We start from the raw sequence: 23,457 nt of genomic DNA, 5'->3' as shown, positions 1-23,457 counted from the left end.
GATTATTTATGAGTTATTTAGGAAGATATAAAGTACAACAAAGAGGCATGACATTAATTGAGGTCCTCATCGCTTTTGTAATCTTAGCTATAGGGATGTTAGGGATAGCAGGTATGTTAATCCTATCCAGTAAAGCCAATAATTCAAGTTATGCCAAACAACAGGCAGTACAATGTATTTATGACATATTTGATAAAATTCGCGCGAATACTCAAGCGGCAATTAATGGTAATTACAATATCAGTAACATCAACAGCAGCGGCGCCCCCGTTCTTCCAGCCGCACCAGGAGCAATGTGCAACCAATCAGCATGTTCGAGTGCTCAATTGGCTTCGTATGATACTTGGTATTGGTTAAGCTTTGACGTGAGTAGACTGCCTAGTGGCAGCGGTTCGATTACATCTGCTCCCGCACCTGGTACAGGAAAAAATACAATCATTACGGTAACCGTGCAATGGGATGATAGCCTGGCACAAAAACTGGTGGGGGCTAGCAGTAATCCATCGCCAACGAACCCTAACTATGTTCAACTCAGCGTACAAAGTCAATTATGAACACTTATACAAAACATCAACAAGGTTTTTCGCTCGTCGAATTAATGATTGCCATAGCGATAGGGCTCTTATTGAGTTATGCAGTAATGGAAGTATATGTCACACAAACTCAAATCTATAAAACAACAAACTCACAAGCACTGATTCAAAGTACAGAAAATGCTATTACAAACTTAGTAACACCTATTATTCGCTCCACTGGATTTGTAGGATGTGGCGCTACCAGCACGGCAATGTCTGATTTAAATGGCGGCGGTTCAAGTCCTATCGGAACACTAAATACCAACCCAACGTTAATTGCCGGTTATAATCTAAATGGTACAACCATTTCGATCTCTCAGGATAATGCGGCCAATGATGGCAGCTCTGCTGATTGGACCCCTGCCCTGGATTCATCTTTGGCAGGGAGTGTAGAAAAGACCAGTGATGTTTTAGTTGTCCTTGGCGCAGCTCCAGGAAGCTTTCCAGTGTCAATAACAGCTATTGATTCAAGTAGCAGCTCCTTCACGGTGGAAAGTACAACTGGACTTAACCTTACAACCGGGCAATTTGCAGCGGCCTCTGATTGTGTGAAGTCCTCTATATTTGTCATTACTGGAATAGCAGGCACTGCCATTTCCCATGCAGCAGGCTCTGGAGAATATGACAATTCGACGTCTACGTTTATTGTCAGTTATCAACCCGGTTCACAATTCATTCCCTTACAGCAAACTGCTTTTTTTGTAGGACAAGGGCAAGGCGGACAAAGCGCATTAATGCGCGGTATCCTGACCTCGGCAGGCTGGTCCATTCAACCGCTTGTTCCTGGAGTTGAAGTCATGAAAGTCGAATATGGAATAGGAGGCAATGGCACAATCTCTCAATATGTCACAGCCGACGCCGTTCCTAACTGGGCCCAAGTATATGCGATTCGTCTGGGCTTTTTAATTGAAGGGCAAGCTTCTTCCGGCAATAAGAATACCACTCAATATAATGTGTTAGATACGGTAGTTACAGTGCCAAATGATAATCGGCTTCGCCACGTATATGAAATCAATATTGCGTTAAGGAATGCAAGCTCATGAAACCTATTTCGCAAAATACAATGCCTGTTTTCTCATCCAAAAATGATACATATTCTATGGATGAGCATGTTTCATTGAGCAAACCCTTGTGGAAGAATGGTGCGAGACATGAGCAAGGTTATATCCTGTTACTGACTATGGTCTTACTTATTATGCTGACTGTTTTAGCCCTTACCGATGTGTCATTAAACACAACACAAACCCGAATCGCTGCCAATGCCACTGACAGTGAAATAAGCTTGGAGAAAACCGAAGGCGCCTTAAACGATGCAATTAATAATTTACTGAATGGAACTTACAACACCAACGATTTTTTAAAAAATAGTAATGGCTTATATCTATTAAACCCCGATAATCCCCCATTATGGACAACAGTTAATTGGTCAAGCACTACATCTGTAATACCCAGTTTCCAAGGTTACTCCAATACACAAGCAAGCTATATCATAGAACAACTTCCCTCGGTTATTCAGCCTGGACAAAATATGAAAACGCCTACTTATGTATATCGAATTACTGCGCGCGCTTTAGGTGCTAATGGCAATACCGCAGTGATGTTACAAAGTACGGTACAAATACAACCATAGGTAAAACTGATTATGAACGATGCACGAAGCAGACATTATGGTAAAGGATTAAAAACTTTGTTATTCATCTTACTGCCATCCTTTGCCATTGCGGCGAGCCAACCTACCTTGAATATTCCTCAAGTTCCATTGATCTTAGCCAGCCCGATTCATCCACAAATCTTAATTGCTATTGGCAATTCAGAATCAATGGATGGGGACTTAAGTGGTGCCATCATGACCGGCTCAGGATCGCTTACTGGCGGTTTAACCTCACTAAGCAATTCCAGTTCCCCGATCAACTATACTGTCCCCGCAGGATTTACTCCTCCAGTACAAGCAGCAAATGGTAGTGGACAAGCGCCCTTTACTGTCAACCAAAGTGGCACACTAGTAGATAACAGCTCCAGTCGTTTAAATGTAGCTAAAGCAGGTATTCAAGCAATTCTCAATACCTACATGCAATCAACTGATTTTGCTTTGGAAACCTACAGTATCAGTGGTGCCAGTGTATTTAACACCTGGGTTTATTACATGTCGCCGCAAAGCGGTAATTTTTCATTCACCAGTACACAGGTTGCAGGAAATACCTACGTCAATAATCCTTGTTACAACTACACCAGTGCCTCTTCTACCGTACAAAGTAATTGCAGCTCCATTGCCAGCTTTTATGGTTCTTCAGTAGTGTCTTCCAATTTATACATGCAAATTGGCTCATCAAGCGACTTTCCCTCAATTAATGATGTGCTTTATGCGGGAAGCGGAATCCCAGGATTATTTCTTACATACAGTGGTCCCTCACCAGCAACCCCCTATCCACCTAATTTTTCTATTAGCAATTACAATAGCGGCAGTGTGTTAATTACTTACTCCAAATCATTGCCTAATATTGGTAGTTTTGGGACAAGCCCTACCAACGCAGGGTTCGTGCCATTTTCCCCACAGGTACTTTATTCTCAGCGCGGTTTTGGATATAACGGCAGTCAATCCGCAACAACAGGAAACATTCTGGTTCCCATGACCAGTGCCGGAACAAGCCCTACCACAGCAAGTATCAATAGTGCCATTGGTGTATTTACGCCTTACTTAAAACCTGAAACGAATTCGACGTCAACTAAAGAAATTAAATCTGCGGCAGTACAATCACCTATTGCAGGTCTCCTCTCAAAAGCTAACTCTTATCTGACAACATTAGGCACTACCAGTGGCAATGGTTGTCCTCAGAAAAAATACGTTATCTTGATTTCTGATGGTCTTCCAACCCAAGATCTTAGTGGTAAGCTATGGCCTCCCTTAGGTAGCGCCGCCGCTACAGGTTATGGTATTACGGCAACTTTTAATACAGATGGTTCGCTTAAAAGCACCAATTGCCAAGCCTTAACTGATGCAATAAGTACAATTACAACCCTAAAACAAAATGGAATTCCAACCTATGTTATAGGACTTGGTGCAGGGGTAAATCCCTCATTAAACCCTCAGGCAGCAGCGACACTCACTGCCATGGCTGTAGCTGGAGGAACCACTAATTATTATCCTGCTACCAGTTCAAACGATCTGGTTAATGATCTGAACTCGATTATGATTTCCATCCAAAATGGATCTTATACCACGACTGCAGCATCGGTAAGCTCTACCCAACTGAGCACCAACAGTGTGGAATATAAAGCAAGTTTTGTATCCAATGATACTCCCTATCTTGACTGGACAGGAAGTTTAGTTGCCTTACCCCTGAACCCCACAACAGGGATTCCAACAGGAGCTACCAACTGGAATGCACAACCACTATTAGATAGCCTGGTTGCTGGCTCAGGATGGTCAACCAGCCGATTTATTGCAACTTGGAACCCTACTACCAACGCAGGTGTTCCTTTTGAATGGGCTAATATAAGCACTACCCAACAAGCGGCGCTTCAACCTTCAGATTCATTGGGCCAGCAGCGGCTACAGTATCTACGCGGAAATACAGCCTTAGAACTTCACAATGGTGGAACCTTCCGAAATCGCTCACATATTCTTGGTGATATCATAGACAGCCAAGTTCTGTATGTAGGCTCCCCATCAGCCCCTTATACCAGCACAAGTTATCTTTCATTTGCTCAAGCACAAGCAAATCGTACGCCAATGGTTTATGTTGGCGCGAACGATGGAATGTTACACGCATTTAATGCAGTAAATGGGCAAGAGGTATTTGCTTTTATTCCCAATGGGGTATTCAATAATCTTGTCTACCTTACTAGCCCGCTTTACAACTTAAGCCATCGGTTTTATGTGGATGGTTCACCTCAATCAGCCGATGTGCAATTTTCTGATAGCACCTGGCATACGATTCTGGTTAGTAGTGAAAATGGAGGAGGCAACAGTATTTTTGGATTGGATATTACCAATCCAGCCAGCGTTGTTAATGAAACAAACTTGGCGAACACCGTACTTTGGGAGTTTACTGATGGGGATATGGGCCTTGGTTACAGCCAACCTCAGATCGCTCAAATTAGTTCGAGTGGCACCACACCAGCAACTTTTGCAGTCTTTTTTGGTAATGGTTACAACAACCCTAATAATACTGCCGTACTGTATGCTATCAATCCACAAACAGGTGCACTGATCAGTAAAATCAATCTGTGCACCGCTGTATCAGGCGCCTGCAGCACGTCAACACCTCAAGGATTATCCTCTGTCGCGGTGGCAAACCAGAATGGCTTTCAAGGGGTTCCCATAACTAATGTCTATGCAGGAGATTTACAAGGGAATATGTGGTCCGTAAATGTGAGTGACCCAAACCCTGCCAATTGGACTGTACGCTTGTTATTTCAAGCAAAAGACTCTTCAGGCACAGCCCAACCCATTACTACGGCACCCGTAATAACCCTTAACCCCAACTTCCCACGCATCCCCGGATTGTTTGCTATGTTTGGTACAGGACAATTACTACAGACTGCTGATCTGCTCAATACTCAAACCCAAACTATTTACGGTGTTTTAGATAAACCACAATCGAGTACTACTTATACACGTACTAATCTTCAACAACAAACTCTGAATTTAGTTTCAACTGCAACTTCCGGGTTATCCGTGCCCGTGGTCACCGCATCCTCTACCCCAGTTAACTGGAATAATAAATTTGGATGGTATACTGATATGATTACCTCCGGACAACGGATTGTTACAAATCCCACAATATTCAATGGTGCATTCATCACCACATTAAACACACCACCACAATCATGTAGTACCGGCTTTTCTGCTATGTTGCTTGAACTCAACTTCAAGACAGGAGGATCATTTCCTAACGCACAAATTACTGGTGTTAGTGCCAATGGCTCTGCCAATAATCAGTATTTATACTCGGGCGTTGTAGGCGTTCAATTGTCCAATAACTTTGCGAATGCACCAACTGTTGTATCGAATCAAAGTAATTATGTCGTTCTGCTGATTACCCAAGCCAATGGCAGTCAGTCGACCATCTTGAATCCCAATAGTACGCAAAGAAAAACTGGATGGTGGCAACTGCAATAAGGATGCAAAAAATGAATCAAACACGAACAAAAGGCTTCACCCTAATTGAATTAATGATGGCCGTACTTATTATGGCCATCCTAGCTACCATAGCATATCCTTATTACGTTAGTTTCTTGCTAAAATCGCGTCGCTCAGATGCAATATCTACCTTGGCACAAGATCAAATTACTCTTGAACGATGTTACTCACAGAACTTCGCCTATAATGCTGCCTGTGCATCACTCCCAACATTTCCGCAAACATCGGCGCAAGGGTTCTACAGTATTACTCTCACGAATCTGGGCCCAACCTCATATACGTTGACAGCGACACCAATAGGTAGCCAAACTGAAGATACAACCTGCGCAAGTATGGCAGTGGATCAAGCCAATGCAAAAACTGCAGCAGACTCATCAGGCACAGCACAAACTATTTGCTGGAATCCAACATAATCATCCAATAAATACTGAAGAAAATAGCTCGCCATGAGTTTAAGGAATGCTGGAGACCAGTGTAAAACGCCAATAACTCAAGTCTCAAAATTTGCTTTACAAAGAAAACTCAATTCTCTACTATCCATCTCAACGGACAGTCCAACTTAAAATAAAATGGAAATTTTTTGCTTTTTTATAGGCATTCTCTATCTATATACCTCACATTATTCCTTACCAATAATCGGTCTACTGATTTTTTATCTCAGCCCTAAATACTCCATAATTTTGTTTTTTATTTTCGGTGTCCTCTTGGCTGGACTGCATCAATCCTTTGTTTTTCCCAAAGGAATAACAAACCTTAGACCTTTTTCGAAATTCGCTGCGGAAAAACAAATATCAGGAGGTGTAGAGCACAAAACCAGAGTGTACACATCAGTACATGAGGATTCGAGCACCGTATCAACAAGCGCTATTGAGGTAATACCAAAGGTCAGTATAGTAGGAACTATTGTCTCAATTCCCAACCAAGACTTTAGCAAAACACAGTTTTTATTAGCCCTTGAGCAATACAATCATCGCCCTGCACAAGGTTTAATTCAATTATCCTGGTATAACAATGCCCCTAAATTGCATTCAGGGCAACGCTGGCAATTCACGGTCAAATTGAAAAGACCACGAAACTATCTTAACCCCGGAAGCATGGATTACGTGAGTACGCTTGCTGCACGTCATATCTTTTGGACCGGTTATATTTTCCCTAAAGACAATAAACTACTTGCTGAATCTCCCTCAGGGTTGAGTTGGCTGCAATTGCGTGAACATTTAAGCAATAAGCTCACTCAATTAGCGCCAAATCAATCCACCGCTGGAATTGTTGAAGCATTAACTTTAAATTTAACGAACCATATTAGCCAGGAACATTGGGATTTATTTAGACGCACCGGCACAACCCATTTATTTGGAATTTCAGGGGAGCATATTGCGCTGATTTCGGGAATGATTTATTGGCTAGTTCGTTGGCTATGGTGCAGAAGTGCCCGCTACTGCTTGCTCATTCCAGCACCTTATATAGCCAGTATAGCTGGACTTATAGCGGCAGTATTCTACTCCTTTTTAGCAGGATTTGCCCCGCCAGTACAAAGAGCGTTAATCGGGTGTTTCTTTTATACAATCTACCGTATAGGAAAACAACGCTTCTCTGCATGGCAGATATGGCGTTATGCGTTGTTTGGCGTTTTATGTATTGAGCCCCATGCAGTATTCATGCAAGGTTTTTATTTTTCCTTTCTGGCTGTTGCCTGTTTGCTTTTAACCCAACAACGCTGGCGATTAAAAGGATATAAAGGAAATTTAGCCTTACAACTGAGTTGCTTAATTGGGCTTATGCCTTTAACTCTTTACTGGTATTCCTATGGTTCAATCAATGGATTTATTGCAAACCTATTCGCTATTCCTTTAGTGGGCCTACTGATTGTTCCCTTAGCATTATGCACGATGACCCTCTGCTCTTGGAATATTGCAAGCCTACTCATGAAACTTTTGTCCTTATTGATTGCCCTACTATTTAAAGGATTAAATTTAATTGAGCATTTAGCAAGCATAAATATCGATGCGTCCATTCCTAGTATTGAACTGGTGCTCATCCTGATGGGAGTGCTATTAATGTGGGTTTTATTACCAATCAAACCTTTTCAATGGGTTGCATGGTTATGGGCACTTCTTGTCTTTTTTCCACCTCATACGGTGCGCCCGCCCGGAGAGGCAATGATTGACATTCTGGATGTTGGCCAAGGTCTATCCGTTGTCGTACGAACCCAAAAACATGTCCTGATTTATGATACGGGAGATCGATTTTTTCAAGGAAATGATTTAGGAAAAATGGTGATTTTGCCTTATCTCAAAACCTTAGGAGTCAAACAAATTGATACTGTAGTCATTAGCCATCCAGATAAAGATCATCGAGGTGGACTCAACTCGCTAGAGAATGGAATATACGTAGCGCAGCTACTAGTCAATGAGCCTCATTATTATAAGCATGGTCAACGATGCCATGATTATCCTCAGTGGAATTGGGATGGCGTAGATTTTCGCTTCCTGCCAATCAAAACTCACTTTAAGAATAAGAATAACAATTCATGCATTTTGCAAATCAGTACAGAAACTGCAACGGTGCTCTTAACTGGCGATATTGAGAAAATAGCCGAAGATTATTTAATAAAAACTTATGGAGACGCACTCGCATCGGACGTTTTAATTGTTCCACATCATGGCAGTAAAACATCCTCTTCTTATCGATTTTTGCTGGAGGTTGCCCCACGCTATGCCATCGCTTCTTTAGGTTTTGACAATCGTTTTCACTTCCCGCATGCTCAAACGTTGACAAGCATGAATTCCTTGAATATCCCCTTTTATAGAACAGATCGCTGTGGTATGGTCCAAATTATCATGCCCATACAAGGGGAGATAAAAAAACCGACTTGTTATAGTGGCCTTAATGTCACTTAATACAAAACAAATCAGTATTTTGTAACCTGGGTTCAGTGTAAGCGGAAACCTGGGAAAAGAAGTGCCTTGATGTCCGGAAACTCGGGTTACGGCTTACCCACACCCAGGCTATAATTGGGAATTCCTATTTTAATTCAATGCCTGAATTTCGGCCGCACTTTTTTTAAAAAACACTATAGTAAAACTAATGGAACAACTGATTGAGTGATTCATGTTAACTAATTCAGTAAAGAAAGAATATTACCAAGCATTACTTGCTAAAAACTCCAAATATGAAGGTGTATTTTATGTGGGAGTTACATCGACTGGAATATTTTGTCGACCAACTTGCCCTGCAAGAAAACCTAAATTTGAAAATTGTGAATTCTTTCATACGGTGCAAGAAGCACTTCTTGCTTCATATAGACCATGTGCGCGCTGCAAACCCTTGTCCTACCCTAATCAGGCATCGCATTTAATTCAAAAATTAGTTGCGGCGGTAGAAGCTAATCCTGAAAAGAGATGGAAAGACAAAGACTTTGCAGAATTAGGAGTTGATACATCAACAGCACGTAGACAATTTAAAAAACGCTTTGGAATAACCTTTGTTGCATATGCACGTGCAAGAAGAATGGGTATTGCCATGAAGCAAATTCGCGAGGGTAAAATAGTGATTGAAGCACAAGTTAATGTTGGATACGGATCAGGTAGTGGTTTTCGTGATGCTTTTTCTAAAATAATGGGTGCAGCCCCTTCACAACGAGACAAACATCATACCGTTTTAAAAGCTTCTTGGTTTGACTCACCTTTAGGACCAATGCTTGCAGTAGCAGATGAAGAAGCGTTATATCTTTTGGAATTCGTAGATAGAAGGGGGCTCGAGCGTGAAGTGGAGCGGCTGAGAAATAAAATGAAAGCAGCCATTATCCCAGGAGAGGCTTCGCCACTGCGTTCTATTGAAGAAGAGATCAAAGCTTATTTTGTGGGAAATCTAAAAAAATTTAATACGCCAATACATATGCTGGGTAGTCCCTTTCAAAAAATGGCTTGGGATGCTTTGACACTTATTCCCTATGGGGAAACCAGAAGTTATGCAGAACAAGCACAAACATTAGGCAAACCAACCGCATATAGAGCCGTAGCTAATGCTAATGGTGCAAACTCACTTTGTATTATTGTCCCTTGTCACCGCATCATCACATCCAGTGGAGAGCTCGGCGGTTATGGTGGAGGAATTGCACGAAAAAAATGGCTCATTGAACATGAGCAAAAAAATAAATAAACACAACCTGAATGTTTTGTAACCCGGATTAGTTTTGTAGTCTGGGTTAACACAGCGGCACCTGGGAATTTAGAGGTACGATTAACTGCAGCTACTAGGATCTACCGAAAAGCTTGGTCAATGAAAAAGAAAACGGAGATGGATTAAAGATGCTATCCACTCCTGAGGTATTCTCTACCTCATCGTGTTCCTCTTCCTTTTTGCTACGAATTGTGGGGGTTGGTGTTGTAGTAAAAGGAGTTAAACGCGGGGGTTGATTTTCGAGTACTGGAGTGAGGATAGATGCTTTAGGCAACAAGTTGTTACTGATAAGTTCTTTAATAAAAGCCTGACTAACAATTAACTCATTGTTATTCAGAGTTACCGTGAAATTGTCTACAGGTACACCCTTTTTTTCTAAAGCAATTTTGAATTGCTCAAGCGCCAACTTCAGGATTTGAATAATCTCTTGAATATCTTTTTCATTGTACAATAAAAGACTGGGCTTAGGACGAATTGTTTTTGCGTTTTGCTCACTGTCATCGCTAAATAATAAAAACTCCATCATTTCTTCTAGATCAAACAAGCAAATTGCAATTGCATCATGCGCAATTAATTCCTCATTTGATAGCAAATCCAGAGGCCTGCTCTTGGGCGCTTTCTGTTTGCTCATTTCGATACTGTTTGGCACAGGCGATAGAGCTTGCAGCATAAACTTGCTACTATCTGAGTACGTTAAATCAGGCATATTCCTCCATCGATCACGGTCATCATGATCCAGCTTTTATGATAGCAAATAGCCCGTATCTCTTTTGACTCTTGCAACTATTATTTACATTTTCTTAACCATTTATTAGAGCTATTTACATCGTTTTCAGAAGAGCACCGGCTCTTCTGAAAACATGATTAAGAGTGTAATGTGCCTCTCTTGATTTCAAAAATCCGATATAAGTTCAAAGGTAATAATAAAGCATGTAGAACAAAAATCGGATAGAGAGTACTCCCAAGAGCATACAGAATAAATGCTACATTAGAGCAGATTGCGACAAGACGTAATGTCAAAATCCTTTTGACATAAAACGTCACTAAAACCAAACAACAGGCAATATAGCCTACAATTTCGATCGTTGATTCCATTTCAACTCCCAACTTACAATCCCTTCATATTCAACATACACCTAGTATGCGTGACTCGCAAGTGGCTTTGAATTTGTGATCTGGATAAAATGAAATGAATCCTGAACAAAAAACAATCAGGAAATAAATAATCAAAATTTAAGCTTCATTTCACCATGCAAGGGTCTGCTTGCTTGAGGCACAATGCGGTGTGCTCAAAACGCAGCATACACCCCTCTTGTCTAACGGATCTCAAGCTAAGGAAATGGCAAGTCCGCCCTCGCCCGCAAGAGCAGTGACAGGTAATATGTGCGTCAGACATAAAACTAAAGCATGTTTACCAACAGTCGTATTGTAAACAGCTCCACCTATAAAGGCTGTGGTAATGATGAAGAAGGAATAGGCGTCATAAACACGCGTTCATTAACAAAAGTGATTGCTTCTCGCTCAAATGTTGTTTTCACTGCAGAAAGTACTTCGTCACGTACCATCGCTAAATCGCTTTTTGACCAATACAATATTTTGAGCTCAATACCGCCCCCATCAATCATTTGCGTTAATAAAATTTGAGTACTGGGGTTTGGTAAAATATAGTTGCACTCCTGACAAATTCTATAGAGTAACGATTTAATCGTATTGACATCATGTACCGCAGCAATTCGGAGCACTATTTCATCACGTTTTTGGGGATAAGTACTTAAATTAGTAATTTCTGATTTAATTAAACCTTCATTAGGGATGCGGATCAAACGATTATCTTTGGTTTTGATTTTGGTTGATAACCAGTCAATTGTTTCTACTGTCCCTTTAATGTCTTTAATGGAAATGACATCCCCCACTTGAAAAGGACGTTCAAATAACAGGAAAACACCGCTAATAAGGTTGGAAGCTGCCGTTTGCGAGGCAAAACTCAATGCGACAGTAAACAAACCTGCAGTACTCAGCAATATGGTTAGTTTAAATCCCATTTCATGTAATGCGGAAACTGAAAACAGCAAAAACAAACCGTAAAAAACCACACGGCTTGACAGCATTGCATGATGTTTTGAGAATCGATTTTCAATGATTTTCTCAACCAAATGACTCATTTTCTTTGCAAGAAAATATCCCAAAAAGATCAAAAATAGAGAAAAAGCGATACGCTCCCAATCCATGTGTTTCAAATATTCTAAGGTGTAATCCATAATTGACTCAAACAAGATACAAGACAAAAAAAATAGTATCAATGTTCACCAATAGATACTATAAACTTTTTTTCGTGCCCAAATTTATTGCCTGACTTACCACGCGAATTATTTCATAAGAACATTTTTACGGTGCACAAGCAGTTAAAATAAAAAACCCACAAGCCTATGCTGTAGGTCAAAAAATCACTCACTTAATTTGTAATTAATAACAAGACTGTTGCAACCAACAATGTCCGTAATTATTGCACACGCGAACAGTTTGACAATAATCGTTATAGTAATAATCATCATTATAGTAAGGAACACCAATGACAACACCGGGTCCATACCAGCCGCCACCCCAGCCTCCATAATAGCCGCCGTGCCAGCCACCGTAACCACCATGATAATAGCCACCATGCCAACCACCACCGTGCCAACCACCACCGCCATGCCAACCGCCACCGCCACCATGCGCAAAACTTGCTCCAGCAGTAAATAGGCCGAGAGCAAAAACTGTAGCACATATGATTTTACTCATAATATTTCTGCTCATGATAAGTTCCTATTTTCAATGTCCATAAGTTAAATTATAGCTTAAATATGCTTCAATAATACTATTACTGCCAATTTTTTGCCATCTTGAATATGCATTTGAAATACATTTAATAAAAAGAAATAATAAGCCGTTTATTTAATGTTTAAGGTGATTAATGCAACTAACTCAATTTACTGATTATTCATTGCGAGCTTTGATTTATATTGCGATAAAACAAAATATGTGCACGATTCATGATATTGCCTGTGCTTATGACATTTCACACAACCATTTAATAAAAATAATCCATAATTTATCTAAACTAGGAGTAATTAAAACAATTAGAGGAAAAAATGGAGGTCTCCTGATGGCTAAAAATCCTGCGGAAATCAATTTAAAATCCCTTGTTTTGCGGCTTGAGCCCCACTTTGACCTCGTTCCTTGTTTTAATAAAGACAAAGCCAATTGTTGCATTGCACCAACATGTAAATTACGAGCAGTCCTTCTTGAGGCTCAAAACGCATTCTTTAACGTTTTAGAACAATTTACCTTAAAGGACATCATTCAAAACAAAATCGATCTGTATCCATTACTCAATATTATACCGAAAGGAGAGCTCGATGAGTCCAATAAAAATCAAACGAATTTATGAGCAACCGGGGTCTTCTGATGGCTACAGAATATTAGTTGACCGATTATGGCCTCGCGGAGTAAAAAAAGAGAAGGCGGATATAGACTTATGGCTAAAGGATGTGGCCCCCAGTAACGACCTACGGCACTGGTTTAACCATGAACCCGAAAAATGGCCAGAATTTCAAGAACGTTACGCTCAGGAACTTAAAAACAAAGAAGAGCAAGTACAAACAATTATTACTAAAGCAAAAAGCCAGACAGTCACTTTGTTATACGGTGCTAAAGACGAACAACACAATAATGCACTAGCCTTGCTTGAGTTAATTAAGTCAATCAAAAAATAATCCGATTGGGCGCTCATTTAAAGTTGTATTTAAAATAAAACTTAAGTATGATCCTTTTATTTATATCAGCGGATAGTAGTTATGACTGAGCTGAATAAAACACATATCGAAAAACTCGTGACTCATTTTTACCAAAAAGTACAAAATGATGAGCTTCTTGGTCCTATTTTTAATGATGTAGCTCAAGTTGATTGGAATGAGCACATCCCTCTGCTGTGTCAGTTTTGGAATAGCGTCATGTTGAAAACCAATGAGTATCACGGCAATGCTTATCAAAAGCATGTCCTATTAAAACACTTAACCCATTTTGAAGAAGCACATTTCGTACGTTGGCTTAACTTATTCCAGCATGAAGCTGAGCATCATTTACCTAGCGAACTTGCTGCAGAAATAGTTCAAAAAGCCTCCTTAATTGCAGGATCTTTAAAATTTGGGATGCTAAGACAAGAAAAGGGAGTTAAAGAACATGATTAAACGTGATATTTTAATAACCTTAATTATTAAATTTACCTTATTGATTTTATTATGGGTAATTTGCTTTAAAAATGTGGAAAAACCACATCAAAGCAATGAACAATGGCTGTTAGGTTCCGTACAAGAAAAAAAATAACTTCTTTCTTCTCTAAAAATGGCAGTTGTAATCTGGATAAAGTGAAAATCATACATTATGTAAATTGATAAAGATGCTGCCCTAATTCATAGAGAACAGAGATTAAGAGCCTACTACCTGCAAATTCGCGGCTTCTAGTCATTTTTGTGGATTTTGCAGACAGGCTACAAGAACTTTATCAATACATTACATGAGAGGTGAGCAATGATTCCTGGTAGTGAGCTAGTCGATCTTTCCCGTTTACAGTTTGCTCTAACTGCGCTTTATCATTTTCTTTTTGTCCCACTTACGTTGGGCTTGTCATTACTTTTAGCAATCATGGAAACAATTTATGTCATGACAGGTCGCGATATTTGGCGACAGATGGTCAAATATTGGGGGATTCTCTTCGGCATTAATTTTGTTTTAGGTGTAGCTACCGGGCTGACCATGGAGTTTCAATTCGGCACCAATTGGGCCTACTACTCCCATTATGTTGGTGATGTTTTTGGTGCCCCACTAGCACTTGAAGGACTGATGGCGTTTTTCTTAGAGGCAACTTTTGTGGGTATCTTTTTCTTTGGCTGGGATAGATTAAGTCGCGTGAAGCATATGTTTTGCACCTGGTTATTGGCTTTAGGTACGAATCTTTCTGCACTCTGGATTTTGATTGCCAATGGATGGATGCAAAACCCCGTTGGTGCTGAATTTAATTTTCATACGATGCGTATGGAAGTAACCAATTTTGCTGCAGTCATGTTTAATCCAGTGGCACAAGCCAAATTTGTTCATACCATTAGTGCGGGTTACGTTACAGGTTCAATTTTTGTTTTATCCATCAGTGCCTACTTTTTACTACGCGGCAGAAACACCAACTTTGCCAAACGTTCAATAACTGTGGCGGCAAGCTTTGGACTTGCATCTGCTTTAGCAGTAGTCGTGCTCGGCGATGAAAGCGGCCATCTTGACAATGAAAACCAAAAAATGAAATTTGCGGCCATTGAAGCATTGTGGCATACGGAAAAAGCGCCTGCCGCTCTCACCGTTTTTGGAATTCCCAATGAGGAAACAATGCATACGGATTATGCATTGAACATCCCCTACGCATTGGGATTAATCGCAACACGTAGTTTCACTGAACCACTGCAAGGTATTTCTGAATTAATCGAGCAAGGAAAAGAACGAATCAAAGAAGGTATGCTTGCTTATGAAGCGTTAACCCGATTACAAAAAAATCCTAATGATGCGCAAGCAAAAGCCGATTTTACTGCACACAATAAATATTTAGGATATGGACTTCTTCTGAAGAAATATACAGAAAAGGTAGTTGACGCAACTGATGATCAAATTAACCAAGCGGCACATGATCTGAAACCCCGAGTCGCTCCTTTATTTTTCTCTTTCCGCATTATGGTCGCGTGCGGATTCTTCTTTATTCTATTATTCGCAACAGGCTTCTACTTGTCCATGAAACGCAAATTACATACTACGCGTTGGTATTTGCGCATCGCGTTTTTCTCACTACCTTTGCCCTGGCTTGCTGCTGAGCTGGGTTGGGTAGTCGCAGAATATGGACGACAACCTTGGTCTGTTCAAGATGTTTTACCCACGGCAATGGGTGCCTCTAGTATCAGTACGACGCAAGTATTAACCTCCATATCAGGTTTTATCCTCTTTTATACAATTCTTGCTGTAGTTGAAATTTTCTTGATGGTTAAGTACATCCGTCTTGGCCCAGATAATATGGCTCACTAGGAGACTCAATATGCCTTTGGACTATGAAACATTACGAATTATATGGTGGCTTTTTCTCGGTGTATTACTGATTGGTTTTGCGGTCATGGACGGTTTTGACCTCGGCGTTGCTATGTGGCTGCCTTGGCTTGCAAAAACAGATATTGAAAGACGTGTATTAATTAATAGCATTGGTCCAACCTGGGAAGGAAATCAAGTCTGGTTTATTCTGGGTGGTGGCGCAATCTTTGCCGCCTGGCCAGCTCTATATGCGCTTTCATTTTCGAGCTTTTATTTTGCAATGCTCCTAATTTTGTTAGCGCTAATTTTACGCCCTGTTGGTTTTAAATACCGTTCAAAATTACCCCATGCGCGTTGGCGTACATTTTGGGATTATGCATTATTTGTAGGCGGTTTCGTACCTGCACTAATCTTTGGCGTTGCGGTAGGAAATGTATTACAAGGCATCCCGTTTTATTATGACGAATATTTACGACCATTTTATACGGGCAGTTTTTTTGCTTTGTTGAATCCTTTTGCCCTGTTATGCGGTGTGCTGTCAGTGTTGATGCTCGCCATGCATGGGGCTTTTTTCCTTAACCTGAAAACAGAAGGACACATACAGCAACGCGCCATAAAGGCAGGAAGAATATCTGCGCTATTGACTTTATTAGTCTTTATTGCCGGTGGGATTTGGCTCCATTATGGTATTGATGGATACAGTTTAACCAGTGCCCTAGCTCACGATGGCCCATCCAACCCACATTACAAAACAGTAATTCGACAAGCAGAAGCATGGTTTTCTAATTACCGCAATCTACCCATCACCTTATTCGCTCCAGGGATTGGGATTATTGCAGCATTATTCGCCTTTCTTGCTGCAAGGCATGTTAAAACTGCTTTTATTTGTAGTGCACTGTCTGTTGCGGGCATTATTGCTACGGTAGGTGTAAGTATGTTTCCGTTCATACTCCCCTCCTCGTCTAATCCAGAACAAAGTTTGCTCGTTTGGGACAGTTCTTCAAGTCAGTTAACTTTATTCATTATGTTCTTAGGAACTGTTATTTTATTACCTATAGTCATGCTTTACACCGCTTGGGTTTACCGAGTGATGCGAGGAAAAATAACAGAAAATACAATTAAGAAAAATCAAGATACGGCCTATTAGGAGGTTATTATGTGGTATTTTTCCTGGATTTTAGGTACTGGTCTGGCCTGTTGTTTTGCGATCTTAAATGCAATGTGGCTTGAACTGGATGACAAAGACTCAGATAAAAAAGAAATATAGCTTAGTCTCCCCCACCATCCCGAGCGTAGCGAGGGATGATGGGGGGAGTAGTATGTGAGTTTTGTCTCCTACAATCCTACCCAGCGAATAAATTCATTATGTGCATTCAAACTTACGGAAGATTTCCCTTCAAAGTAAACCGTAATATTTTCTCTAGGTAAATCACCATTCACTTTAACTTCTTTGATTTTACCTAAATCAACAATTTGCATTTGCGTTTCATAATACCCCCCTCGAACTACCTTCATCGTGGGTATTACAAAACGAATTGCACTAATGCCGTCATCTTGAGCTACAGCATTTGGATTGTTGTGATTCGCCAAGTAAGTAAGCTCACTAGCACTTAATGCAATATATTCTGCATTATTGATTTGTCTTCGCAACATCCGTGACAATGGCGCTGCCGTATGAAATACACGCTCATAGGTATCTGCGGAAATGACTGCGACAGGATTAGTTTCAGCACGTTTGCCCTTATATCCGCTGCCTACAAAAAAGATGGCATCACGATGCTCATCGGGAGCAGTTGCAGGTACTTGTACTGTCGGATTACTGGTATATTGCGGTGCAGAATTTTTATCACAATTTAAAAATTTTGACTTAGCAAACCACGCATCACTTGGATAATAAATAACCAATAAAGACTTATCCTTTATGGTATTAATGATTGCTTGTGAATTTTCCAGAGGAAGCGCAGGACATCCCCAACTCCGCCCAGGTCTTCCATATTTTTTGATAAAGCTTTCTTCTACATACCACCCGGAATGCATAACCACAGAGCGACCTGAGGCATTATCGTTGAAATTATGGTCTAAACCATCCAAACGTAATGAAAGCCCATCACGACCATAATAAGCTTGCTGGGTCTGATAAACACCTATACTACTTGCTTTGCTATTGAATTTGTTTGAAAAATAATTAGTAAGTAAGGCACCAGATTTAATGCCATGTGAGACATAAGTATGAAACAATAATTTTTTTGCATTTAAGTCAAATACCCACAACCGTTTTTCATTGGAAGGCAATGAATAATCAATAATTGTTAAAATATTATTATGATCCACATTATATTCAGTCGCACACTTTAAAGTAGTGAGTGCTTTATTGATAACGAGCGGGTTTAAGTAAGGCGCTGCATGAGTAAGCATCAACTTAATATCGTTTAATGATTGATCATTAATTCGCACAGAATACTGCGCTGTTTCGCTGATGAAACGAACGTCATTCTTTATCGCTTGCGCCTGGGGAAATTCCACTGGCAGCTGCGGAATATATGTAGTGGATACTGCTAAAAATAATAGCAGAAGTGAGCCCATGATTTGTCCTTATTTTTTTATTTGTGCAAATCCTGTATTTTTAATATAGCTCAAAATTTTCATTACAACTGATATTTTTATATGGAAAAAATGATTTATTTTTAAGCGGGTTGAGTTTTTTGTACGGCCAGAATTTTTCGTCCAGTCTATATCGACTACTGTGGCCAAGATAAATAACCGTAGGCTGGGCTGTTATAACACCAATAGATTTCTTTCTTAAGAACAATGGATAATTATTTGTTAATTGGGTTTACGGATAGGTTTCATGATGAACATTTTGGAGCGTAACAATTAATTCAGCAAACGCTGGGCTTAACAGCCCAGCCTACTTACGTCGTAAACTCCTCAGGATGGACGAGTCGCGGACGATTACATTGATTTAGTTAGCGTTTCTGGAGCAGTTTCTTCTTGCTGTGGATTATATTTATAACAAATACCCGTTATTGCATTGGTCAAATGTAATGCTGCCTTGCCCGCATTACCGACAAGCGAACTGGCAGTACAACCCGAAGTAACTCCTGCATAAACAGTACCCAGGCCTGTAAAACTGAGAGCGGTATCCCCTAAACTGGTCAATGCATTATCATTGCGACTAAAAGTAAGGACATTAAGTGCGCCCATTGCCAAATCAAAACCATTTTCCCAATCAAGTTCTCCCTTAGAAAGCATCTCATACGCAGCCATCACGAGCACAACACCATTCACGACTTGCATCGTTGCACGCCACTTGTTTTCCCTATTAAAAAAACCGAACATTTTAATCCTCCTTAATTACAATCAAATCTGATCGAACTTTAAACATAGAGTTCTTAAAAATCAAGTCATTTATATAATTGCTTGTTCCAAGTCAAAACATGGAGGAAAACTGCGTTTAGAAAAGCCCTTTAGATAGTACCTGTGTTCATTTTCATAACAATAATTAAATGCTTGCCACGATTAAAGCCGATTGTTCTTCCTCGTGCTCTTTTTTATTCCGTTGTTCTCTATGCGGTTGCGGCTTTTTAGCAAATAAGGTTGATAAACTACTCATCAATAAGCGTACCGTACGTTTGTTTGGGTTCATGTACTCGTGTTGTTCTTGAGTCGTATCCTGTAGCTCTAATTTAAGTTGGCTTTTTATATGGCTTTTAATGGGGTCGGTCAAATTAGGAGTACGTTCAATTTGTCGAATTCCCTGTGCAACAGCACGTTGATATTCATCAGCTAATCGATCTACTTTAGTTTTCAAAACAGCAGCATCATCAATCATTTGTGCTGTCTCTGTTTTAAAAAAAGACAAGAAATTAGCTAAAAAATTACACACCCTCACAAACCACCCATCATGCAAGCGGACAAACTCCCCCAAAGTTTCACTATATTGTTGCAGAGTATACAGAAAAAGTGAGTTTCTTTTTATGGTAGTAAGTAACTTACAACTGGCTTGTACTGCATCCTTCATTGCATCATTTGCTTTTTTTAAAGCAATAAGTTGTTCAAGGCTTTCTTCTTCTATCCACTGTTTTAGTTTTACCTCATGACTAAAAAAACGATTTTTTATGGCTGCAGTTTGTACTTCTTTCTTTTTCGACTTGCCTTGTAAATCCTGCAAACAGGCATTGATTAATGCCTTAAGCTCCATTTTGCACGCACCATCTAAGGTAGTAGGCAGTGTGGAACCGATTGCTTCTTGCACCAATTGCGGCGTAGCCGTTCGATAGACAATAGTAATCGGTGTAGCCACCCAGCTCACTCCCTGAATGGCGCCTGAAGACAGATTTGGCGATGCAAGCGAGCTCTTGAGTTGTGCTACTTTTTCAAGAAGTTGTTGCCTTTGAGGAGCCTCTGTATTGTTTAAAAGAGTCTCATAGGACTCCTGATGACCGTTTAGAAGCTCTAAAAAATCCTTTCTACCAATAATTTTCTTATCGTTTTCATCTATTGCTGTAAGTAATTGAGTTACTTTCTCTATTTTTTCATCAAACTCTGCTTTTTTCTTTCGTAACCCGATTAAGCTAAACATACCTGAAGAAACTTTTTCTATATCAGCCTCAAGCTCAGTGAGGCTATCAAAAATACTTCGCGTTACTTGCTTTTTTTCTGCTGGCAGCACCGGTGTCTGGCGTTTTAGTTCAGGTAATTTATCCGTTTTAGCAGATTTTCTAGGGCCAATACCCAATACGCTATGATAGCGTCTATTCAAAAGCTCTTTAATTGGCTTTAAAGGATCTACGACACGCTCGGCTTTTGGATGATTGAACCGCTCCATTTTTTCTTCTATTTTTTGCAAAAAAAGCCCTATCTTTGATTTGATTTCCTCGAGATTAAAAAAAACTGAAACCGCAAGTTGAACCTTCCAATCTACTTTTGCAATTGCTGTCTTGATAAGGAGGAGTAACATATATGCAGAAAGCATAAACGTTTTATAATCATTTTTATCTGTAAAGGGCATGGTGTTTAAAGCAAGTAATTTTTCAATATTGCCAATTAAAGTAAAAACATGTTCTTTAGTATTATCTTTCCAGTCCTCATACAATTTAGATAAGATCATACTGGAATTGGACAGTATTTTTTTTTCTTTTTCAGCAGTTTCTGGTAATTGCGCATGTGCTTCATCCATAAATAGCTTGGCAAAAACCGCCGTTCCCAAAGAGCGTGCTTTATATAGCTCAAAATCTTTAGACTTTCGCTCCGCGTTATCTCGGATGATGTCAAGATTATCTACTGAACTCACATAATCGCTAATCAGTAGCGCTGTGGCGAGGACATTTTGCTCTGCATCAGATTGGCTTCCACGCCATTGTTTAAAACGGTCAATTTTACTCAGCATCGCAATTATGGACTCGTTGAATGATTCTAAACTCATTCTACAAAAACGCAGATTAAAATAAAACCATAATATCCATCAATTGCGCCAAAAAAACTTAATCTCAAAAAAATCAATAATAACAATGAAGTAAATGCAAGTAAGTTTAAAATCAGCTATGCTAAATTCATACGAAAAGGAGACACAAATATGCCATCAAAAAAAGGAATCTACCTCTTAACTCTAATTGGCTTACTCCTTGGTTTTGCTCTGGATGGCTTAATCCGCAATGAAATTATCAAAATATTTGATTATGCCCTAATCAGTCTCAGCGCCCTTTTATATGCATTGGCTTATAATGACAAAAATTGTTTACGCTTAGTTGCTAGCAGCATATTAAGCGCTCTATTCTTATCGTTGCCTCTGCTGCCTATAGAAGTACGTTTTGCAGCGTTACCTCTAGAGCATTGGTTTACATTCTTATGCGCATTTCCAGTATTTATTTATGTCGGGCATTCATTTCATTACGCATACCATCATGATAATACCTGGCGAATTAGTTATACCAGTTTATTTGCTGCCGTCTGGAATACTCTTCCTCTACTGTGTGTTGCTGCCGTGTTTTCCGCTTTAGCGAATTTACTCATTTTATTGGGCGCTTTTATATTCAGAACGGTGGGCAGTGATTTTTTATGGAATTTGTATTCCAATAATCTCCATTTTCGTTTGATTTCACATGTAACGTTGTTTTTTATAGGATTAGGCATCGGACAACAAAATATCAAAATCATTTACAGCATACGCTTTTTATTGTTAAGAATGATGTATTATCTGTTCCCTTTCTTAGCTTTAATCAGCATCGTTTATTTTATTCTTTATATAGGCCATTCTCTCAATGGCGGTGAAGAATACATCAATCCGCTTACTATTTTAATCCCGCTTACGTCTTTAGGAATTATATTTTTTAATGCATATTTCCAAGATGGAAGTGTCGAATCAGGAGCTCCCTTCGGGCTGAAGTTATTATTACGTATTTATCGGGTCATTTTATTTCTTTTGATTCTAATGATGACTCATAAAATTTTCCAATCTTATTCTTTGGATATTAATGTGGTCATTTGTATCATCACAGTGATCTTATATAGCCTGACTTATGCAATTACTGCATGGTTTTCTGAAAGCATGGAAAAAAAATGGGTACGGATAGGAAATATTTTCTCGGCATTGTTTTTCATGATTATTCTTTTTTTACTCAACTTGCCATATATGCCCATAGTCTTCCAGGTAGGCTCTTAATAGGATGCGATTATTTACTCTAAATCAGGAGTTGGTCTGACATTCCCTAATCGGGTATTTTCCTCAACTACCTGATTAACAAATGTATTTCCATAGCCAATCCAGCAGCCTTTTTTAATGGTTGTTCCAGGACCAATCGCAGTGGACATACCGATAAAAACATTATCTTCAATGACCACCGGAGCAAGAAAAAGCAAGTTACCTACATCGGAGTGACAACTTATTGACACCCCGCTTCCAAGAGTGACATTTTTTCCTATAGTAATTAATGGAAAATCCACAAAATCGATATCAAACGAATTTACAATTTGAAAAGAAACTTTAGCACCCAGCGCCCGCCAGTAAAAAAACTTAACGATGTTAAATGTTTGCAACAAAGGAGCCAGTCCAACAACCTTAGCAGAGCGCGTCAGTGCAAAATGACAAAACCAGGCAAAAGTCATTTGATTCATTTCGCGTTTATATCGGCCTGGTTTTAAACGCGGCAAACACAATCTAATGACTGCAATGATCAGAATAAACGAGGCAAACAAAACGAAAGGAGCCAATGGCAGAACCAACCATGTATGAGCATAACCATGATAGATAAATAGACCAGTGATGCTAAAAGCAGCAACACCAGGCATCAAACTAAATAAGATGGATACCAAGTCAATAATAATCAGCATGGATGGTGATAATTCAGTCTTTCCAGGAGTTTTTTTTGACTTAGCTTTACTCTTTTCTGTCATAACACGAGTTCCTTTTATAATAACCAAACCCAATAATCTGGGGTTTACATGTCAATTGCTCTAAGG

General features: G+C 39.7%; 23 protein-coding genes. 15 read left to right on the top strand and 8 right to left on the bottom strand.

The window, feature by feature from the left end; genetic code table 11:
- Window positions 1–8: 8 nt before the first annotated feature.
- The 7 genes from pilV to Lste_RS01590 all read left to right on the top strand — a co-directional run bounded on the left by pilV (window position 9) and on the right by Lste_RS01590 (window position 9,879).
- The gene (pilV, locus tag Lste_RS01620) at window positions 9–554 is read left to right on the top strand and encodes a type IV pilus modification protein PilV (protein ID WP_058509344.1); all 546 of its coding nucleotides are present in this window, start codon (window positions 9–11) and stop codon (window positions 552–554) included.
- On the top strand, window positions 551–1,618 hold the full coding sequence (locus Lste_RS01615; protein ID WP_058509343.1) for a PilW family protein: 1,068 nt from the start codon (window positions 551–553) through the stop codon (window positions 1,616–1,618). The genes pilV and Lste_RS01615 overlap by 4 nt, the downstream gene beginning before the upstream one ends.
- Window positions 1,619–1,674: 56 nt before the next feature.
- Window positions 1,675–2,205 carry a pilus assembly PilX family protein gene (locus Lste_RS01610; protein WP_193393379.1) on the top strand — a complete coding sequence of 177 codons (531 nt, stop codon included), beginning with the start codon at window positions 1,675–1,677 and terminating at the stop codon, window positions 2,203–2,205.
- A gap of 12 nt (window positions 2,206–2,217) precedes the next feature.
- Window positions 2,218–5,697: a pilus assembly protein gene (locus Lste_RS01605; protein WP_058509341.1), complete on the top strand. Its 3,480-nt coding sequence runs from the start codon at window positions 2,218–2,220 to the stop codon at window positions 5,695–5,697.
- Window positions 5,698–5,708: 11 nt separating this feature from the next.
- Window positions 5,709–6,131, top strand: coding sequence for a type IV pilin protein (locus Lste_RS01600; protein WP_058509508.1), 423 nt, complete (start codon window positions 5,709–5,711; stop codon window positions 6,129–6,131).
- A gap of 156 nt (window positions 6,132–6,287) precedes the next feature.
- The gene (locus Lste_RS01595) at window positions 6,288–8,618 is read left to right on the top strand and encodes a DNA internalization-related competence protein ComEC/Rec2 (protein ID WP_058509340.1); all 2,331 of its coding nucleotides are present in this window, start codon (window positions 6,288–6,290) and stop codon (window positions 8,616–8,618) included.
- A gap of 211 nt (window positions 8,619–8,829) precedes the next feature.
- Window positions 8,830–9,879, top strand: coding sequence for a bifunctional transcriptional activator/DNA repair enzyme AdaA (locus tag Lste_RS01590; protein ID WP_058509339.1), 1,050 nt, complete (start codon window positions 8,830–8,832; stop codon window positions 9,877–9,879).
- 94 nt (window positions 9,880–9,973) lie between these two features.
- Here the strand turns inward: Lste_RS01590 and Lste_RS01585 are convergent, their stop codons facing one another.
- From Lste_RS01585 to Lste_RS01570, 4 genes are all read right to left on the bottom strand, one after another.
- Window positions 9,974–10,606 (bottom strand): hypothetical protein, encoded by a 633-nt coding sequence (locus tag Lste_RS01585; protein ID WP_058509338.1) that lies wholly within the window; start codon window positions 10,604–10,606, stop codon window positions 9,974–9,976.
- Window positions 10,607–10,764: 158 nt separating this feature from the next.
- Window positions 10,765–10,995 carry a hypothetical protein gene (locus Lste_RS01580; RefSeq protein WP_058509337.1) on the bottom strand — a complete coding sequence of 77 codons (231 nt, stop codon included), beginning with the start codon at window positions 10,993–10,995 and terminating at the stop codon, window positions 10,765–10,767.
- A 347-nt stretch (window positions 10,996–11,342) separates the two neighbouring features.
- Window positions 11,343–12,158, bottom strand: a complete 816-nt coding sequence (locus tag Lste_RS01575; protein ID WP_058509336.1) for a mechanosensitive ion channel family protein — start codon at window positions 12,156–12,158, stop codon at window positions 11,343–11,345.
- A gap of 205 nt (window positions 12,159–12,363) precedes the next feature.
- Complete coding sequence (locus Lste_RS01570) at window positions 12,364–12,696, bottom strand: hypothetical protein (RefSeq protein WP_058509335.1); 333 nt, start codon at window positions 12,694–12,696, stop codon at window positions 12,364–12,366.
- A gap of 157 nt (window positions 12,697–12,853) precedes the next feature.
- On the opposite strand from Lste_RS01570, the gene Lste_RS01565 reads away from it, so the two are divergent.
- The 7 genes from Lste_RS01565 to cydX all read left to right on the top strand — a co-directional run bounded on the left by Lste_RS01565 (window position 12,854) and on the right by cydX (window position 17,266).
- Window positions 12,854–13,330: an RrF2 family transcriptional regulator gene (locus Lste_RS01565; RefSeq protein ID WP_058509334.1), complete on the top strand. Its 477-nt coding sequence runs from the start codon at window positions 12,854–12,856 to the stop codon at window positions 13,328–13,330.
- A complete protein-coding gene (locus Lste_RS01560) occupies window positions 13,299–13,655 on the top strand; it encodes a DUF488 domain-containing protein (RefSeq protein WP_058509333.1) in 357 nt (118 codons plus the stop codon). Before Lste_RS01565 ends, Lste_RS01560 begins: the two co-directional genes overlap by 32 nt.
- Before the next feature lie 81 nt (window positions 13,656–13,736).
- Window positions 13,737–14,129: a group III truncated hemoglobin gene (locus Lste_RS01555; protein WP_058509332.1), complete on the top strand. Its 393-nt coding sequence runs from the start codon at window positions 13,737–13,739 to the stop codon at window positions 14,127–14,129.
- Window positions 14,122–14,265: a cytochrome oxidase putative small subunit CydP gene (gene cydP, locus Lste_RS19370; protein WP_193393374.1), complete on the top strand. Its 144-nt coding sequence runs from the start codon at window positions 14,122–14,124 to the stop codon at window positions 14,263–14,265. The genes Lste_RS01555 and cydP overlap by 8 nt, the downstream gene beginning before the upstream one ends.
- Window positions 14,266–14,469: 204 nt before the next feature.
- Entirely contained in the window at window positions 14,470–15,999 is a 1,530-nt protein-coding gene (locus tag Lste_RS01550) for a cytochrome ubiquinol oxidase subunit I (protein WP_058509331.1), read from the top strand.
- A 10-nt stretch (window positions 16,000–16,009) separates the two neighbouring features.
- Window positions 16,010–17,146 (top strand): cytochrome d ubiquinol oxidase subunit II, encoded by a 1,137-nt coding sequence (gene cydB, locus Lste_RS01545; protein WP_058509330.1) that lies wholly within the window; start codon window positions 16,010–16,012, stop codon window positions 17,144–17,146.
- Between the two features lie 6 nt (window positions 17,147–17,152).
- Entirely contained in the window at window positions 17,153–17,266 is a 114-nt protein-coding gene (gene cydX, locus Lste_RS01540; RefSeq protein ID WP_416338560.1) for a cytochrome bd-I oxidase subunit CydX, read from the top strand.
- A 68-nt stretch (window positions 17,267–17,334) separates the two neighbouring features.
- On the opposite strand, the gene Lste_RS01535 is transcribed toward cydX, so the two are convergent.
- From Lste_RS01535 to Lste_RS01525, 3 genes are all read right to left on the bottom strand, one after another.
- A complete protein-coding gene (locus tag Lste_RS01535; protein ID WP_058509328.1) occupies window positions 17,335–18,582 on the bottom strand; it encodes a murein L,D-transpeptidase catalytic domain family protein in 1,248 nt (415 codons plus the stop codon).
- 369 nt (window positions 18,583–18,951) lie between these two features.
- Window positions 18,952–19,338, bottom strand: a complete 387-nt coding sequence (locus Lste_RS01530; RefSeq protein ID WP_058509327.1) for a hypothetical protein — start codon at window positions 19,336–19,338, stop codon at window positions 18,952–18,954.
- A gap of 163 nt (window positions 19,339–19,501) precedes the next feature.
- Window positions 19,502–21,388 (bottom strand): hypothetical protein, encoded by a 1,887-nt coding sequence (locus Lste_RS01525; RefSeq protein WP_058509507.1) that lies wholly within the window; start codon window positions 21,386–21,388, stop codon window positions 19,502–19,504.
- A 186-nt stretch (window positions 21,389–21,574) separates the two neighbouring features.
- Between Lste_RS01525 and Lste_RS01520 the strand changes: the two genes are divergently transcribed.
- A complete protein-coding gene (locus tag Lste_RS01520) occupies window positions 21,575–22,660 on the top strand; it encodes a hypothetical protein (protein ID WP_058509326.1) in 1,086 nt (361 codons plus the stop codon).
- 14 nt (window positions 22,661–22,674) lie between these two features.
- On the opposite strand, the gene Lste_RS01515 is transcribed toward Lste_RS01520, so the two are convergent.
- Window positions 22,675–23,391, bottom strand: a complete 717-nt coding sequence (locus tag Lste_RS01515) for a DapH/DapD/GlmU-related protein (protein ID WP_058509325.1) — start codon at window positions 23,389–23,391, stop codon at window positions 22,675–22,677.
- Window positions 23,392–23,457: the final 66 nt, after the last annotated feature.

Source organism: Legionella steelei (assembly GCF_001468005.1).
Taxonomy (GTDB): domain Bacteria; phylum Pseudomonadota; class Gammaproteobacteria; order Legionellales; family Legionellaceae; genus Legionella; species Legionella steelei.
The sequence above is the reverse complement of the archived record's forward strand: the minus strand, read 5'-3'. Positions and strand labels throughout refer to the sequence as shown.

Excerpts from the sequence above, each read along its gene's own strand:
- Lste_RS01530 (WP_058509327.1), bottom strand. The coding sequence starts at position 19,338 with ATGTTCGGTTTTTTTAATAGGGAAAACAAGTGGCGTGCAACGATGCAA.
- Lste_RS01555 (WP_058509332.1), top strand. The coding sequence starts at position 13,737 with ATGACTGAGCTGAATAAAACACATATCGAAAAACTCGTGACTCATTTT.
- Lste_RS01590 (WP_058509339.1), top strand. The coding sequence starts at position 8,830 with ATGTTAACTAATTCAGTAAAGAAAGAATATTACCAAGCATTACTTGCT.
- cydB (WP_058509330.1), top strand. The coding sequence starts at position 16,010 with ATGCCTTTGGACTATGAAACATTACGAATTATATGGTGGCTTTTTCTC.
- Lste_RS01585 (WP_058509338.1), bottom strand. The coding sequence starts at position 10,606 with ATGCCTGATTTAACGTACTCAGATAGTAGCAAGTTTATGCTGCAAGCT.
- Lste_RS01610 (WP_193393379.1), top strand. The coding sequence starts at position 1,675 with ATGGATGAGCATGTTTCATTGAGCAAACCCTTGTGGAAGAATGGTGCG.
- Lste_RS01575 (WP_058509336.1), bottom strand. The coding sequence starts at position 12,158 with ATGGATTACACCTTAGAATATTTGAAACACATGGATTGGGAGCGTATC.
- Lste_RS01615 (WP_058509343.1), top strand. The coding sequence starts at position 551 with ATGAACACTTATACAAAACATCAACAAGGTTTTTCGCTCGTCGAATTA.
- Lste_RS01525 (WP_058509507.1), bottom strand. The coding sequence starts at position 21,388 with ATGCTGAGTAAAATTGACCGTTTTAAACAATGGCGTGGAAGCCAATCT.
- pilV (WP_058509344.1), top strand. The coding sequence starts at position 9 with ATGAGTTATTTAGGAAGATATAAAGTACAACAAAGAGGCATGACATTA.
- Lste_RS01535 (WP_058509328.1), bottom strand. The coding sequence starts at position 18,582 with ATGGGCTCACTTCTGCTATTATTTTTAGCAGTATCCACTACATATATT.
- Lste_RS01595 (WP_058509340.1), top strand. The coding sequence starts at position 6,288 with ATGGAAATTTTTTGCTTTTTTATAGGCATTCTCTATCTATATACCTCA.
- Lste_RS01600 (WP_058509508.1), top strand. The coding sequence starts at position 5,709 with ATGAATCAAACACGAACAAAAGGCTTCACCCTAATTGAATTAATGATG.
- Lste_RS01605 (WP_058509341.1), top strand. The coding sequence starts at position 2,218 with ATGAACGATGCACGAAGCAGACATTATGGTAAAGGATTAAAAACTTTG.
- cydP (WP_193393374.1), top strand. The coding sequence starts at position 14,122 with ATGATTAAACGTGATATTTTAATAACCTTAATTATTAAATTTACCTTA.
- Lste_RS01580 (WP_058509337.1), bottom strand. The coding sequence starts at position 10,995 with ATGGAATCAACGATCGAAATTGTAGGCTATATTGCCTGTTGTTTGGTT.
- Lste_RS01515 (WP_058509325.1), bottom strand. The coding sequence starts at position 23,391 with ATGACAGAAAAGAGTAAAGCTAAGTCAAAAAAAACTCCTGGAAAGACT.
- Lste_RS01550 (WP_058509331.1), top strand. The coding sequence starts at position 14,470 with ATGATTCCTGGTAGTGAGCTAGTCGATCTTTCCCGTTTACAGTTTGCT.
- Lste_RS01570 (WP_058509335.1), bottom strand. The coding sequence starts at position 12,696 with ATGAGCAGAAATATTATGAGTAAAATCATATGTGCTACAGTTTTTGCT.
- Lste_RS01560 (WP_058509333.1), top strand. The coding sequence starts at position 13,299 with ATGAGTCCAATAAAAATCAAACGAATTTATGAGCAACCGGGGTCTTCT.
- Lste_RS01520 (WP_058509326.1), top strand. The coding sequence starts at position 21,575 with ATGCCATCAAAAAAAGGAATCTACCTCTTAACTCTAATTGGCTTACTC.
- Lste_RS01565 (WP_058509334.1), top strand. The coding sequence starts at position 12,854 with ATGCAACTAACTCAATTTACTGATTATTCATTGCGAGCTTTGATTTAT.